The 12,871-nt window shown below is 42.9% G+C and carries 11 protein-coding genes; 4 read left to right on the forward strand and 7 right to left on the reverse strand.

Going from position 1 to position 12,871, the window contains the following annotated elements:
• Positions 1-57 precede the first annotated feature (57 nt).
• Entirely contained in the window at positions 58-1,632 is a 1,575-nt protein-coding gene (rny, locus tag A5882_RS04930; RefSeq protein WP_005232891.1) for a ribonuclease Y, read from the forward strand.
• 302 nt (positions 1,633-1,934) lie between these two features.
• Here rny and treR read toward each other — a convergent pair whose 3' ends face one another.
• The 3 genes from treR to A5882_RS04945 are packed head-to-tail and all read right to left on the reverse strand — an operon-like array spanning position 1,935 to position 5,998.
• Positions 1,935-2,651 carry a trehalose operon repressor gene (gene treR, locus A5882_RS04935; RefSeq protein WP_005226457.1) on the reverse strand — a complete coding sequence of 239 codons (717 nt, stop codon included), beginning with the start codon at positions 2,649-2,651 and terminating at the stop codon, positions 1,935-1,937.
• 54 nt (positions 2,652-2,705) lie between these two features.
• Positions 2,706-3,356 (reverse strand): beta-phosphoglucomutase, encoded by a 651-nt coding sequence (gene pgmB / locus A5882_RS04940; protein ID WP_005232889.1) that lies wholly within the window; start codon positions 3,354-3,356, stop codon positions 2,706-2,708.
• Between the two features lie 14 nt (positions 3,357-3,370).
• Complete coding sequence (locus tag A5882_RS04945; protein ID WP_086372486.1) at positions 3,371-5,998, reverse strand: glycoside hydrolase family 65 protein; 2,628 nt, start codon at positions 5,996-5,998, stop codon at positions 3,371-3,373.
• A gap of 336 nt (positions 5,999-6,334) precedes the next feature.
• Here A5882_RS04945 and treP point away from each other — a divergent pair, with 336 nt between their 5' ends.
• Positions 6,335-8,314 carry a PTS system trehalose-specific EIIBC component gene (treP, locus tag A5882_RS04950; RefSeq protein WP_086372487.1) on the forward strand — a complete coding sequence of 660 codons (1,980 nt, stop codon included), beginning with the start codon at positions 6,335-6,337 and terminating at the stop codon, positions 8,312-8,314.
• Between the two features lie 124 nt (positions 8,315-8,438).
• Here treP and A5882_RS04955 read toward each other — a convergent pair whose 3' ends face one another.
• Positions 8,439-9,812, reverse strand: coding sequence for an MFS transporter (locus A5882_RS04955; RefSeq protein WP_086372488.1), 1,374 nt, complete (start codon positions 9,810-9,812; stop codon positions 8,439-8,441).
• Between the two features lie 259 nt (positions 9,813-10,071).
• Between A5882_RS04955 and A5882_RS04960 the strand changes: the two genes are divergently transcribed.
• Complete coding sequence (locus A5882_RS04960) at positions 10,072-10,557, forward strand: hypothetical protein (RefSeq protein WP_005226468.1); 486 nt, start codon at positions 10,072-10,074, stop codon at positions 10,555-10,557.
• Positions 10,558-10,849: 292 nt separating this feature from the next.
• On the opposite strand, the gene A5882_RS19730 is transcribed toward A5882_RS04960, so the two are convergent.
• Genes A5882_RS19730 through A5882_RS04970 form a run of 3 tightly spaced genes read right to left on the reverse strand, consistent with a single transcriptional unit; the run spans position 10,850 to position 11,914 of the window.
• Positions 10,850-11,014 carry a hypothetical protein gene (locus tag A5882_RS19730; RefSeq protein WP_005232885.1) on the reverse strand — a complete coding sequence of 55 codons (165 nt, stop codon included), beginning with the start codon at positions 11,012-11,014 and terminating at the stop codon, positions 10,850-10,852.
• The gene (locus A5882_RS04965) at positions 11,011-11,601 is read right to left on the reverse strand and encodes a DUF1700 domain-containing protein (RefSeq protein ID WP_005232884.1); all 591 of its coding nucleotides are present in this window, start codon (positions 11,599-11,601) and stop codon (positions 11,011-11,013) included. The genes A5882_RS19730 and A5882_RS04965 overlap by 4 nt, the downstream gene beginning before the upstream one ends.
• Complete coding sequence (locus A5882_RS04970; RefSeq protein ID WP_005232883.1) at positions 11,588-11,914, reverse strand: PadR family transcriptional regulator; 327 nt, start codon at positions 11,912-11,914, stop codon at positions 11,588-11,590. The genes A5882_RS04965 and A5882_RS04970 overlap by 14 nt, the downstream gene beginning before the upstream one ends.
• A 224-nt stretch (positions 11,915-12,138) precedes the next feature.
• Between A5882_RS04970 and A5882_RS04975 the strand changes: the two genes are divergently transcribed.
• On the forward strand, positions 12,139-12,840 hold the full coding sequence (locus A5882_RS04975) for a TetR/AcrR family transcriptional regulator (protein ID WP_035006404.1): 702 nt from the start codon (positions 12,139-12,141) through the stop codon (positions 12,838-12,840).
• The last annotated feature ends 31 nt before the right edge of the window (positions 12,841-12,871 follow it).

Genomic DNA, 12,871 nt, shown 5'->3' on the forward strand with positions numbered 1-12,871 from the left:
ATTGATAATTTTGTTATCCTTTGTTAATCAAAATTACAAAATATTTAAAAAGATAGTATGGAGGTGGATTCATTGGAACTACTTTACATTCTCCTCGCTATCATCGGTTTAATTGTCGGTCTTGGATTAGGAGTTTATGTGACGAAATCTCGTCATGAGAAAGAAATCAACGGCGCCCAAAATTCTGCAGCTGGAATTATCGAAAGCGCTAAGAAAGAAGCAGAAACTCTTAAAAAAGAAGCATTGTTAGAAGCTAAGGAAGAAAATCAGAAGTATCGGTCAGAGATTGAAAGTGAGTTGAAAGAAAGCAAACTTGATTTAAAATCACAAGAAAATCGTTTACTCCAAAGAGAACAAGTACTTGATCGTAAGGACGATTCTTTGGAAAAACGAGAACGCTCACTTGAAGATAAAGAAGGCAGACTTAGTGAGAAACAACAATTAATTGACGAGCGAGAAAAAGAAGTAGAAAACTTAATCGATGGACAACAGAAAGAATTAGAGCGCATCGCCGCGCTGTCTAGAGATGAAGCAAAAGAGTTGATCATGAAATCAACGGAAGAGGAATTGAACCATGAATTAACGATCATGGTCAAAGAATCTGAACAGCGTGCGAAGGAAGAAGCAGATCGAAAAGCAAAAAATCTCTTGTCCCTAGCAATCCAACGTTGTGCCGCAGACCAAGTGTCTGAAACCACGGTATCGGTCGTATCATTACCAAATGATGAGATGAAAGGTCGAATCATCGGAAGAGAAGGTCGGAACATTCGGACCCTTGAAACATTGACAGGGATCGATTTGATCATCGATGACACGCCAGAAGCAGTCGTCTTATCAGGATTTGATCCGATTCGCCGTGAAATTGCTCGTATGACCCTTGAAAAACTGATTCAAGACGGCCGGATCCATCCAGCTCGAATTGAAGAAATGGTCGAAAAATCTCGGAAAGAAATGGATGAGCATATTCGTGAATATGGGGAACAAGCAGCCTTTGAAGTCGGTGCTCACACCCTTCATCCAGACTTGATCAAGATTTTAGGTCGTTTGCGTTTCCGTACCAGCTACGGACAAAACGTCTTGAACCACTCGATCGAAGTCGCAAAACTAACCGGTGTTCTTGCCGCAGAATTAGGCGAAGATATTCAGTTAGCTAAACGTGCCGGACTCTTGCATGATATCGGGAAAGCCCTTGACCATGAAATCGAAGGCTCTCACGTTGAGATCGGGGCTGAGTTAGCTGCCAAATACAAAGAAAATGGTGTGGTGATCAATGCGATCGCTTCTCACCATGGAGATGTTGAAGCAACATCGGTTATCTCTGTTTTAGTTGCAGCCGCAGATGCCTTGTCAGCAGCCCGTCCAGGTGCCCGCAGCGAATCATTGGAAAATTATATTCGCCGCTTGCAAAACCTAGAAAATATCGCCAACGGCTTCAAAGGTGTCGATTCCAGTTTTGCCGTCCAAGCCGGACGTGAAGTCCGTGTAATGGTCAAACCAGAAGAGATTTCTGATTTGGATGCTGTACGATTGGTTCGCGACATCCGCAAGAAGATCGAAGACGATTTGGATTACCCAGGTCATATCAAAGTAACCGTTATTCGCGAGACCCGCGCAACGGATTACGCCAAATAGCAAGCAAAAGCAGTATCCTCTCAGAGGGTACTGCTTTTTTTGTGTGGCTGACTGTTAATAAGGACGACTGAGTTGTTCAAAATCAACTGTGCTTTTCATCAGTCCCATAAATGATTGAGCCTTTTTTGTTCGTCGGCAGCCAAACGCCGGGAAAGCAAAAGGATGAATCGTTAGCGACAGAGGCGAAAAGAGGAAGGATCGATCCAGCATCATCTCGAGAGGGGGGGATTGAAAGATAAAACAGACCCAGACTTCTCGGTGAAGTCTAGGTCTGTTTTGTCTTTTTCACGTCTATACGTCCATCAAATCTTGCGTCGACGGGCAAAGTCCACAAAGCGGAATTTATCTAGTCGGTGGATCGATTCGGTGTATTCAAAACAGCGCGTGTCTTCTAGATACACGAGGCTGCGAACCGTAACGACATGCTGATCTTCAGGACGCAGATCCATTAGATCCCGCAATTCTTTGTTGACGGGGTCAACAGTGATTTCTTTTTGTGCATAAGCGATCTCAAGGCCAAGATCATTTTCAAAGTAATCAAAAATCGATACTTTCGCTCGGTTTTCTGGCAACTCTTCGATGATAGAAGCATCAAGGTAATCTTTATCCAAAATCACCACTTCTCCATCGATTCTCCGCTGACGGATCAGTTTCCATGCCTCAGAAGCGACAGGCCAACCAGTGGTCTCGTGCAGCTTTGGCGAAACGGCGATCTTACGGATCTCGACAACCTTTGTTTCACTAGGAATGCGTTGGGTATCTTGCAGCTCACGAAAACTCGTCAAGCCAGAAATCGGGAAATCAAAGCGATTCAAGTCTAAAACGATCGAACCTTTCCCTTGTTTCTTTTGGATATAACCAGCATCCCGCAATAAATTCAATGCCTTACGGACAGTCTCGCGGGAGACACCATAAGTTTTGATCAATTGGTTTTCGCTAGGCAGCAAAGAATGCGGAGGGTATTCGTTTGCTAGAATTTTTTGTTCTAAATCTAAAAATATCTCTTTGAACTTGTTCATCGGATTGCCCCCTCTTTGGCTATTATAGCGAGGCCAATTTGGAAATGCAATCGACTATTTCGCCAAAAGTTCGTCAATGTTTAGATCCGTCAATTTTTCAACGATCACATCTGCACCGTGTAGTTCTTCTCCTGAATAAACGCCTACCGCGTACATACCAGCAGCTTTGATGCCGTCGATCCCTGCTTGAGCATCTTCAAACCCAACTGCTTCTGCCGGTTCAATGCCTAGTGCTAGCGCTGCTTGGATAAAGATTTCTGGATCTGGTTTGCCTTTTTTCAAGGTTGCTGGGTCAACGATCGTATCAAAGTCTTGCATGACACCTAGTTTGTCCAAAATAAACGGCGCATTCTTGGATGCCGAAGCGATGGCACAAGGAATATTTTTTGCTTTGGCTTCATCAAGGAACGTCTTTACCCCCGGCAATAGATCATCAGGAGTCAAGCTTTGTAATAATTGTACATAGTGGGTATTTTTCTTCGTCGCTAAGGCTTCTTTTTCGACTTCTGTGTAGGCATCATTTTTGTTGCCTAGTGTTAAGATTCGCTCTAAAGAATCCATGCGGCTAATGCCTTTTAACTGCTCATTGAATTTCAAATCGATCTCGATCCCAATCTCCGCAGCTAATTCTTTCCATGCGATGTAGTGGTATTTAGCTGTATCCGTGATAACGCCGTCTAAATCAAAAACAAATCCTTTTTTCATGTGTAACACTCCTTTTAGTAAGTAATCGTTGCTTCTTTCTTTGCTTCTAGAGAAACTTGGTGCCCATTCACTAAGATCGTGACTGGCTGATCAGCGGTGATCGTCAATGTTTCATGTGTAACATTCAATGCAAAGCGGGTGCCGCGAACTTCTAGCTGAAAGGCTAAGCTGTCCCAAGCTTTTGGTAAGTTTGGTGTGATCTGCAGTTGCTCTTCTCGAATATCAATCCCAGCAAAAGTGGTTAACGGAATAAACAACGTAGCGGCCATGACACCGGCGTGAATGCCTTCTGCTGTAGTACCGCCTTGGATATCACGATAATCAGAAGAGAGGGCTTCTTGGTATAACGACCAAGCCAATTCCTGATCATCCACCATTGCCGCTAACTGAGCGTGAACGATCCGCGACAAAGTCGAGCCGTGGGAGGTGCGAGCCAAATAATAATGGAGATTTTTTTCAATATAGTCTGTTGGCAGTTGGTAAGAAAGATCCGCCAAAATTTGATTGACTTGCTCTTTTGAGAAATTATAGAAAATCATCAAACTATCGGCTTGTTTCGCGACTTTGTAGCTGTCAGCACTCTTGCCTTCAGCATTTAGGATGCGATCCATCCGATAAATGTTGCCATATTTCTCTTTATAATGGGCCCAATCCAGATCTTCCAACTGGAAGTACCCTTCAAACTGTGCGATGATGCCTTCGTGATCGATCTCTAAGCCTAATTTGGTACGAATATCTGCCATAGCAGCAATATCCGCTGGGGTTAAAGCCGTTTTCTCCAATACTGCTTGGAAGCTCTCTGCTGATAGTTGTTGTTGGAGGTTCTCGATCTCTTCAAACAACCATACTACCATCATATTGGTATAGGCGTTGTTTTTCAAGCCGCCTTGTTCACTATTTGGGTAGCTTTCATGAAATTCATCTGGTCCCATGACTTTATCGATAAAGTAACGTTGAGCAGTATCATCCCAGGTGGCAGCACTTTGCCAGAAATGGGCGACTTCTAACATCAATTCTAATCCATATTGTTCCATAAAGGGACGGTCTTGTGTGTTGTGCCAATATTGCCAAATGTTATAAGCGATCGCTAAGGAGACGTGGCGCTGCAAGCGACTGTGGTCTTCTTTCCATTCGCCGCTGATAGGGTTCAAATGCAGTTCTTGGGATTGCTCACTGCCATCCAAGCCTGATTGCCATGGGAACATGGCGCCTTGGTAACCGGCTTTTTGGGCGTCTTTTTTGGCAGCAGCCAAGCGGCGGTAGCGATACAGCAAAATTTCTTTGGCGGTGTCAGGAAAATGTAGAATGTAAAAGGGTAAGATAAACAGTTCATCCCAGAAAATATGACCGCGATAGGCTTCACCATGTAGGCCACGGGCAGTGATACTGGCATCTAAGGACTCCTGATAAGCATTCGGTGCTGCGGAGACCAGCAGATGATACGTATGCAGATTCAGCATTTTTTGCGACATCAAGTCACCAGTGACTTCGATGGCCGCTTTCGCCCATAATTCAGCCCAGGCTTGTTTTGAGGCGGTATACATCGTCGCAAAATCAGGTAATGCTAAGGAAGAAAACGTAAATGCCGGTTGCGGATCCTCTTGCCGATAAGCGGCAGCAGTGACTGATTTTTCGACCCGATAAGTTTGTCCCTCCGTCACCTCAAGGGTTACTTGCTGACGGACGAGCTGGTCGTTTGTTTCAGCTTGCAGCTCAGCCAATGGCAGGTCCTGTGAAAACAGTTCAGAGGATTGGACAACGGTAATCTGTGATTGGTTAGTGGTGACCACTAAATGCGCTTTGTTTTGTTCAGCTGCTGTCTCTTTCACGGTCAAATGCTGGTTGGTTAAGCTACGGTAACGAGCGACGTTATAGTTATAGACCGATCCGTCGGCTTCACTGACGAAAGTAACGGTGCCGGAAAAGTTCAGTGGGGTAAACTGATAGACCAAGCTATATTGGTGAACGTCTTGCATATTGGCGATTTTCTTCGTTTCGATTCGCAGACGCTTTTGTTTTTTTGTTTCAATTTCTGCCATTGATTGGAACAAGCCGGTCTTCAGATCTAATGTCCGTTTAAAGGAAAGAAGCTGATTGTTGGCAATGTCGATCACTTCATCATCGATCTTCACGTACATTTTTTGCAGATTCGGTGCATTGACGAAGTCTTCATTGCTGATGGTATGACCAGAAACATCAGATTCCACCGTATTGTAAAGACTTGCTAAATACAGCCCTGGATAGTTCGCTTCACAAATGGTCATCTCAGGCGTCGTGCCTCGCAGCCCTAGATAGCCGTTGCCGACGGTTAAAAGTGACTCCACCGAGTATTCATCTTTACCAGGGGTGTAGCCATAGTATTCGAGGTTCCAAGGAATTTCAGCACTTTTTTCTTCATACTGTTCTTTCGTGGTGCAAACAAAGGGACGATTCAATTTTTCTGTCAACCATTGGTCCAGTGAAAAAGTCCCTTCTTCATTCGTAAACACCAGAGATTCAGAGACGATCCCGCCACCTTCCATTTTCTGCAGCTGCGCGGTCAGTGCAGCAACTCGTTCACTGTCTGTCCCAGAAAACGGATAGGTCGTACCGGTTTGATCCGTTAACAGCCATTCTTCCTTAGACAATATAATCGTATTCACAATAGTTGTCCTCCTTTAAACTTGTCTATACATGCAAGATGATTATAACGTAATTTGTAAGCTATTTCAATTTATCTCACCTGTTTTTTTATTCTTTTTTGTTAAATAAACAGTAAATAAAGTCATTGGCAATATTATTTTATATTAATCAAATATTTTAAAAAACGTTTATTTATTAAGGTTTTAATACGGTACCTTTTCTATTCACTTGTATTGTTTGTAGAAAAAGTGAAAAAAATTGGTTTGAAACGCTTGCAATATCAAAACTATCAAGTTATGATTAGTGCGTAATTAAAACATATATATACAAGTGGATATGAAAGGGGTTTATTAATTATGGGAAAGTATCGTGATGATGCTGAGAAGCTGCTGGAATATGTTGGCGGCAAAGAAAATATCGCCGCAGTAACACATTGCGCGACACGGATGCGTTTTGTTTTGAACGATCAGACAAAAGCAAACGAAAAGGCAATTGAAGAAATTCCAAGTGTCAAAGGGATGTTTACGAATGCGGGACAATTCCAAGTCATTATCGGCAATGATGTCTCAACGTTTTACAATGATTTTACCGATGTATCAGGAATAGAAGGTGTTTCTAAAGAACAAAGCAAAGCGATTGCAAAAAACAATCAAAATATCGTGCAACGAGCGATTGCTACGTTAGCTGAGATCTTTACCCCGTTATTACCAGCGATTATTGTCGGTGGTTTGATGCTAGGGCTGAGAAATTTCTTAGAAGGTGTACCGTTAGAAGCTCTAGGTGGACAAACGATTACGCAAGCTTCTACTTTTTGGAACGGTGTCAACGGCTTTTTATGGCTGCCCTGTGAAGCGATCTTTCACTTTCTACCAGTAGGGATTACCTGGAGTATTACACGTAAGATGGGAACCACGCAAATATTAGGGATTGTTTTAGGGATTACATTGGTTTCACCGCAATTATTAAATGCTTATTCAGTAAGTTCAACTTCTGCTGCAGAAATTGCTCAAAATTATACGTGGGACTTCGGGTTCTTCACTATTGATAAAATTGGGTATCAAGCACAAGTGATCCCAGCAATGCTGGCAGGTTTCTTATTGGTTTATCTTGAAAGATTCTTCCGGAAATGGATTCCAGAAGCGGTTTCAATGATCTTCGTTCCATTGTTCTCATTGCTGCCAACTATTTTAGCAGCTCACATGGTATTAGGTCCAATCGGTTGGCAAATCGGATCAGGCATTTCTTGGGTCGTAAATGCTGGCTTGACCTCACCATTAAACTGGTTATTTGGTTTCATTTTCGGTGGCTTGTATGCGCCTTTGGTTATTACCGGATTGCATCATACAACGCTAGCGATCGACTCTCAATTAGTAGCGGATTTTGGGACAACAAACCTTTGGCCAATGATCATGCTGTCAAATATTGCGCAAGGTACGGCAGTATTGGCGATTTGGTTCCTTCACCGTGGCAATAAAAAAGAAGAACAAGTCTCTGTTCCAGCAACGATTTCTGCTTACATGGGGGTTACTGAACCAGCGATGTTCGGGATCAATTTGAAATATGTTTACCCATTTGTCGCAGCAATGGTAGGTTCTGCCTTCGGTGGAATGCTGATCACTGCAACGAATACCCGTGCATTAGGTATTGGTGTAGGGGGACTGCCTGGCTTCTTATCATTTAAAATTGAAAACTATCCAATGGTCTTCATCTCAATGGCGGTGACGATTGCGATCACTTTTGTTTGCACTATCGTCTTTAGAAAAGTTACCTTCTTAAATAAATTAGAACCGCAATTGGCTGCTGATACAGCTGCAGCAGCGGCTGTTGCACCAACGACTGCTGCACCGACAACTGCAGCCCCAGAAGCAACACAAGTTTCAGAAGAAACCCTTTATGCTCCAGCTGATGGGAAAGTAGTTGCCATCACTGAAGTTTCTGATCCTGTCTTTTCTCAAAAAATGATGGGTGACGGCTTTGCTGTTCAGCCAACGAACGGAACGGTTTATGCTCCTGTTGCAGGTACGATCTCTAGCATTTTTGAAACAAAGCATGCAATTGGGATTTTAACGCCTGGTGGCGCGGAAGTTCTTGTTCATATGGGCTTAGATACTGTGGAATTAAAAGGTGCGCCATTTGAGGTTCTTGTTTCTGAAGGTGATACGGTCACACCAGAAACGAAGCTTGCAGTGATGGATCTAGATGCCGTTATCGCAGCTGGCAAACAGACAGATGTTTTGACGGTCATCACGAATGCCGAAAAAGTGCGTCAGCTTTCATTGACGACTACAGGCACAGTGACAGCCAAAACAGCGGTTGGTTCAGCTGAATTAAACTAAAAAAATAATCCGTTTCCGAGAGCGCCCTTTGACTAAGAAGGGGAATCGGAAGCGGATTTTTTTATGGGCCGTCCTCAAGGGAGGGCGGCTTTTTTTCGTTGTTTTTCAATTGGCAAAGCCGCAGTTAGCTGACAGCTTTTTTGTCGGTGTTTTTGCGGAAGTAGTTAATCGTTAATAGGAAAGTCAGTAAGACCAGGGCCCACAAAAAGAATAAGGCGATTTGAGAGCCGATGACCGTCCCTTGAGTGTAATCGGTCGTCGCATTTTGTGCCAAATTGATAATGGTCGCCACCACAGCCGTCGCCACTGCACCAGAAAATTGCTGCAGCGTATTAAAGATCGCATTACCGTCCGCGTACAACGCAGGAGTCAGCTTGTTTAAGCCGGTGGTCATCATATTGCTGTAGGCAAAGCCGATCCCGATCATGTAAAAGACATGTCCGGCAACTAGGCTCCAAATGAAAGGCGAACGCAAAACAAGGGCTAAGGCAAGCCAACCAATGGCAATCAAAGTCAAACCAGACAGGATCGGTTTTTTCGGTCCAACTTTATCCAGCAACCGACCAGAGATCGGCGCAAGGACCGCCCCGATGGCCGCCCCGGGCAGCATAACTAATCCTGCAGTAAAGGCATCTTTTCCCAAGACGAGTTGGACAAAGTTCGGCAAGACAAAGGAAATGCCCAGTAAAAGGAACTGACAAACGAGAAAGCCAAACAGAAACAAACTGAAGCTACGGTTTTTCAAAACAGCCAAACGAATCAAAGGGTTCGGGCCTTTTGAGCGTTGATAAAACAAGCCAGCACCAATGAAACCGAAAAGCAGCGGCAGTAGACTCGCTAAGGTGCCTACTTGATTCAAGAACAATAAGAAGCCGCTGAACATCAAGACGATTCCTAATACACTCAGTAAATCCAGGGAAGTGTCTTTTGCCCCAGCCGTTTTAGGGATCGAGTAAAGGCCGAGTACTAGGGAGATCAGCAAGACTGGGATCAAGAAAAGAAAGATCGCATTCCAAGACCAATGGGCGGTCAATAAGCCCCCATATGTCGGTCCGATCGCTGGAGCGATGGAAGTGGTCAAATTCCCTAAGCCGATTGCCGCTCCCCGTTTTTCAAAGGGGGAGTAAGTCAAAATGATGTGGAACATCAAAGGCAGTGCGATCCCTGTGCTGGCACCTTGGAAAAAGCGGCCAATCAGCAAAATGGCAAACGTCGGCGATAAAAAGTCGATCACCAAGCCAACAAGGAAAAAGGCGTTGGCAGCTAGAAACAAGGTTCTCAATGAGAAGCGTTTCAAAAGGTAGGTCGATATTGGGACAATGATGGAGATGACCAGTAAGTAGATGGTCGTCACCCATTGAACATCGGATGTTGAAAGCGTAAATTGATCGATCAATGTCGGAAACGTTACATTCATGGCTGTTTCAATCAGCACGCCTGCAAATGACATCAATCCGGTTGCGAGGATCGCCCCCACGAGTTTTTTGTTGTTTTCCATATTCTCACCTCTAAAAAATTCGCAAAAAAAGAGACCGTTTCTATTCTCATAGAAACCGCCTCTCTCTCGACAAGCGAACCCGCTTGTTATCTGTACGATTTAATCTATCGCTATTCTACTGACTTCATAAGAAAGTGTCAAGAGAAGTGGATAAAAAAATAGCAAAAAACTTTTTTGAAAGTTTTCAAACTTTTACTTACACGAAAAATTTTCTTCTGCTAGAATAGTCGAGTACGAAAAAGAGAAAGGAAGTTGTTACATGCCCATCAACAAAAAAGAAAGTTTGATCTATACGACACTTATGTGTATTTTCATGGTGTATTTTATGAGTGTTTACAACCTCATGTTCCAAGTCGGTGTTTCTGCATTGGCATTCCAATTGGCGTGGAATGAATTGCCATTAGCTCTTTGTGTCGCCTTTATTTTGGATTGGTTCATTGTTTCGGGTCCAGCAAAAGGTTTGGCATTTCGATTTTTGGACCATCAATCAGCTACTTGGAAAAAAATCGGTTTGATTTCTTCATTGATGATCGCCGGCATGGTGATCTGTATGTCACTCTTTGGTGCGTTGATGCATCCAAACCCTGATCACTCGGTGTTCGTCAATTGGCTAAGCAACATTGGGAAAAATGTGATTGTCGCATTGCCATTGCAATTGTTCATTGCAGGCCCAATCGTTCGCCGGGTGTTTCGCGCCTTGTTTCCTATTGGCACTGTGCAAGAACAGCCAGTACTAGGGGAATAATCGATCAGTAGAAAAAACGTACTGCAGACAGGCTCTACCAAGGTTAGCTAAAAATAGCTGGCTTGGCGATAACTGGACTTGCGGCACGCTTTTTTGCTTTTATAAACAACAAAAAAACCCATAGGATGGTATGGGTTTTTCTGGTTACCCTATGAAATAGGATACAGGATGTACCTATATAGTAATATGGTGAGGTCAAAAAGGAAAGTTCAATTTTTTCATCAATACATGAAATTGATGAAAATCACTTGTTTTTATGACGAAAAAAGCAACTTATAATTGTTTTTGCCGATTAGTCTGTGTAGAAACCAATCAGTTGATACCAACGACGATGCTCAATATGGTAGGCATCAGGTGAGTACCCTGACATTGAAAAACCGATAAAGGTGATGACCAGTCCGAGAATAATAAACAACAGACTGAGAAAAACGAAAAAGCGCTTATTGATTTTGATCATAGGACTGCCTTCTTTCGATAGTTTTGAACAAATGATTTTGGCCAAACGACAAGGGAGTGGGTAAGACGTGAAAAAGGTCGGCTCATACTATAAGTGGCGATCAGACAAAGAAGCCCTAAACCAAATAAGAAAATTCCCACGCCTAACTGACTTAAAAAGAGATAGAAACCATCCGCCATCAGCATGGGACTTAAGACAACGCTAGCAATCCCACCGATAAACGTAGTGACACCAATCATGCCAGTGGTGAAAGGCACACACCAGATGATTATTAAAAAGCTTAGGATCAGCAAAGCGGCACTTAACAATAAGCTGCCCCACAATGGAAAGCCTAGCACTAAGATTAAGAGCAAAAAGGGATGAAAGCGGCGGGGAATCTCTACCACGACCTCTTCTGTTTCTGTGACTGTTTGGATCAGTTCTTTTGGGGAGCCAAGGCGTGCCACGGCTTCTTCTTCAGTGTATCCTTCTTCCATCAAATCTTCGATCATCTCGTCATAATAGTTGATCAGCTGATGAATCTCGCTAGGTCTGACTTTTTCAGATAATTCTGCAGCCAATGCCTTGATAAAATCAACTCTGTTCATCTAGTGTTCCTCCTTTAATAAATCGCTGGATCAATGTCAATTGGGGCCAGTCGTTGGTTAAAAAATCGTCGATCCGCTGTTTGCCAAGTTTGGTCAAGCGGTAATATTTTCGGGTCCGTCCTTGATGACTCTTGTTGTAAGTCTCAACCGCTCGGCTGGCTTCTAAGCGCTTCAAGATAGGGTAGAGGGTGGATTCTGAGATTGGTAGTAAAGGAGAAATATTTTTGACTAATTCATAGCCATAAGAGTCCCCGTGCTGCAAATAGGCTAAAACACAAATTTCCAATAATCCTTTTTTTAATTGGGCATCCAAAGGCTCTCCTCCTGTTCATATCCATACTATACATTACATAGTATCATTTCACAAGTAGTATCAAAAAAATCAGTCTTAAGACTTAGCCGAGGAAAACAGGAAGGTTTTTAGAAAAATGGTCAAAAATATAAAACAAAATTAAGAAATTCGGCAGAAAGTATATGTTAACGTTCTCTTTTTTGTTAAAGTAGAAGTATGCAGATTACTTTCAGTAAGAAAATTGGGTGTTGGTGGTGTTTCACTGGAAGAAAGCAAGTGAGAGTAGAGGAGCGTTAGCGAGAGCTGATCGCCTCAAGAAAGGAAGGGGTATTATGAGAAAAGCAACGATTACGAAAAAATATTTGATCAACTGTTTAAAAAAATATCTGGTGGAATATCTTTATCGGCCAATCACTGTCCGCGACATTGCTAAATATGCACGAACATCGACCCAACCAATCTATTTGAATTTTTCAAACATGCAAAATTATAAACAGGCAATGGTCGATGATGTCTTCCATGACATTCATGAAGCAAAAAAAGAGACGGTGATGACACTGGATCCTCTATACTGTTTTTGGCATGACTATTACGTGTTCGCCAGTCGCAATCGAGCCCTCTTTTTTGCATTATTTTTAAATGATATTGGTTGTGGTCCCTACATAAAAGAGTGTTCTTTTGCATATTTTCAAGAAGCAATCGCTGAATCAGCTGTTTTTCAATGTGAGCAAGAAAACGATCTGAGGAAATACCATGAAGAAGCCTTGATTTTTTTTAGCGGTTTGGTATTGCTGTTTATTCGTGAAGGGTGTACTGACGGCAACAAGGATTTTATAAAAGATACCATGGAGTATTGGGAACGAATGTTAAAGAAAGCAAAAGGCGTGACGCGAGACCAGGGTCGGCAAGGATTATTAGAGGTTGGTGCGTTTGCTGTAGAGGAATAGGTACTTGAAATCAAGCATTAAAATAAATATC

Source organism: Enterococcus sp. 4E1_DIV0656, from assembly GCF_002140695.1.
Classification (GTDB): domain Bacteria; phylum Bacillota; class Bacilli; order Lactobacillales; family Enterococcaceae; genus Enterococcus_D; species Enterococcus_D entomosocium.

Bases quoted from the DNA above. Each gene is read 5' to 3' on its own strand.
- pgmB (WP_005232889.1), bottom strand. From the start codon at position 3,356: ATGAAAAAAGGATTTGTTTTTGATTTAGACGGCGTTATCACGGATACA.
- rny (WP_005232891.1), top strand. From the start codon at position 58: ATGGAGGTGGATTCATTGGAACTACTTTACATTCTCCTCGCTATCATC.
- A5882_RS04960 (WP_005226468.1), top strand. From the start codon at position 10,072: ATGCCCATCAACAAAAAAGAAAGTTTGATCTATACGACACTTATGTGT.
- A5882_RS19730 (WP_005232885.1), bottom strand. From the start codon at position 11,014: ATGATCAAAATCAATAAGCGCTTTTTCGTTTTTCTCAGTCTGTTGTTT.
- treR (WP_005226457.1), bottom strand. From the start codon at position 2,651: ATGAACAAGTTCAAAGAGATATTTTTAGATTTAGAACAAAAAATTCTA.
- A5882_RS04955 (WP_086372488.1), bottom strand. From the start codon at position 9,812: ATGGAAAACAACAAAAAACTCGTGGGGGCGATCCTCGCAACCGGATTG.
- treP (WP_086372487.1), top strand. From the start codon at position 6,335: ATGGGAAAGTATCGTGATGATGCTGAGAAGCTGCTGGAATATGTTGGC.
- A5882_RS04965 (WP_005232884.1), bottom strand. From the start codon at position 11,601: ATGAACAGAGTTGATTTTATCAAGGCATTGGCTGCAGAATTATCTGAA.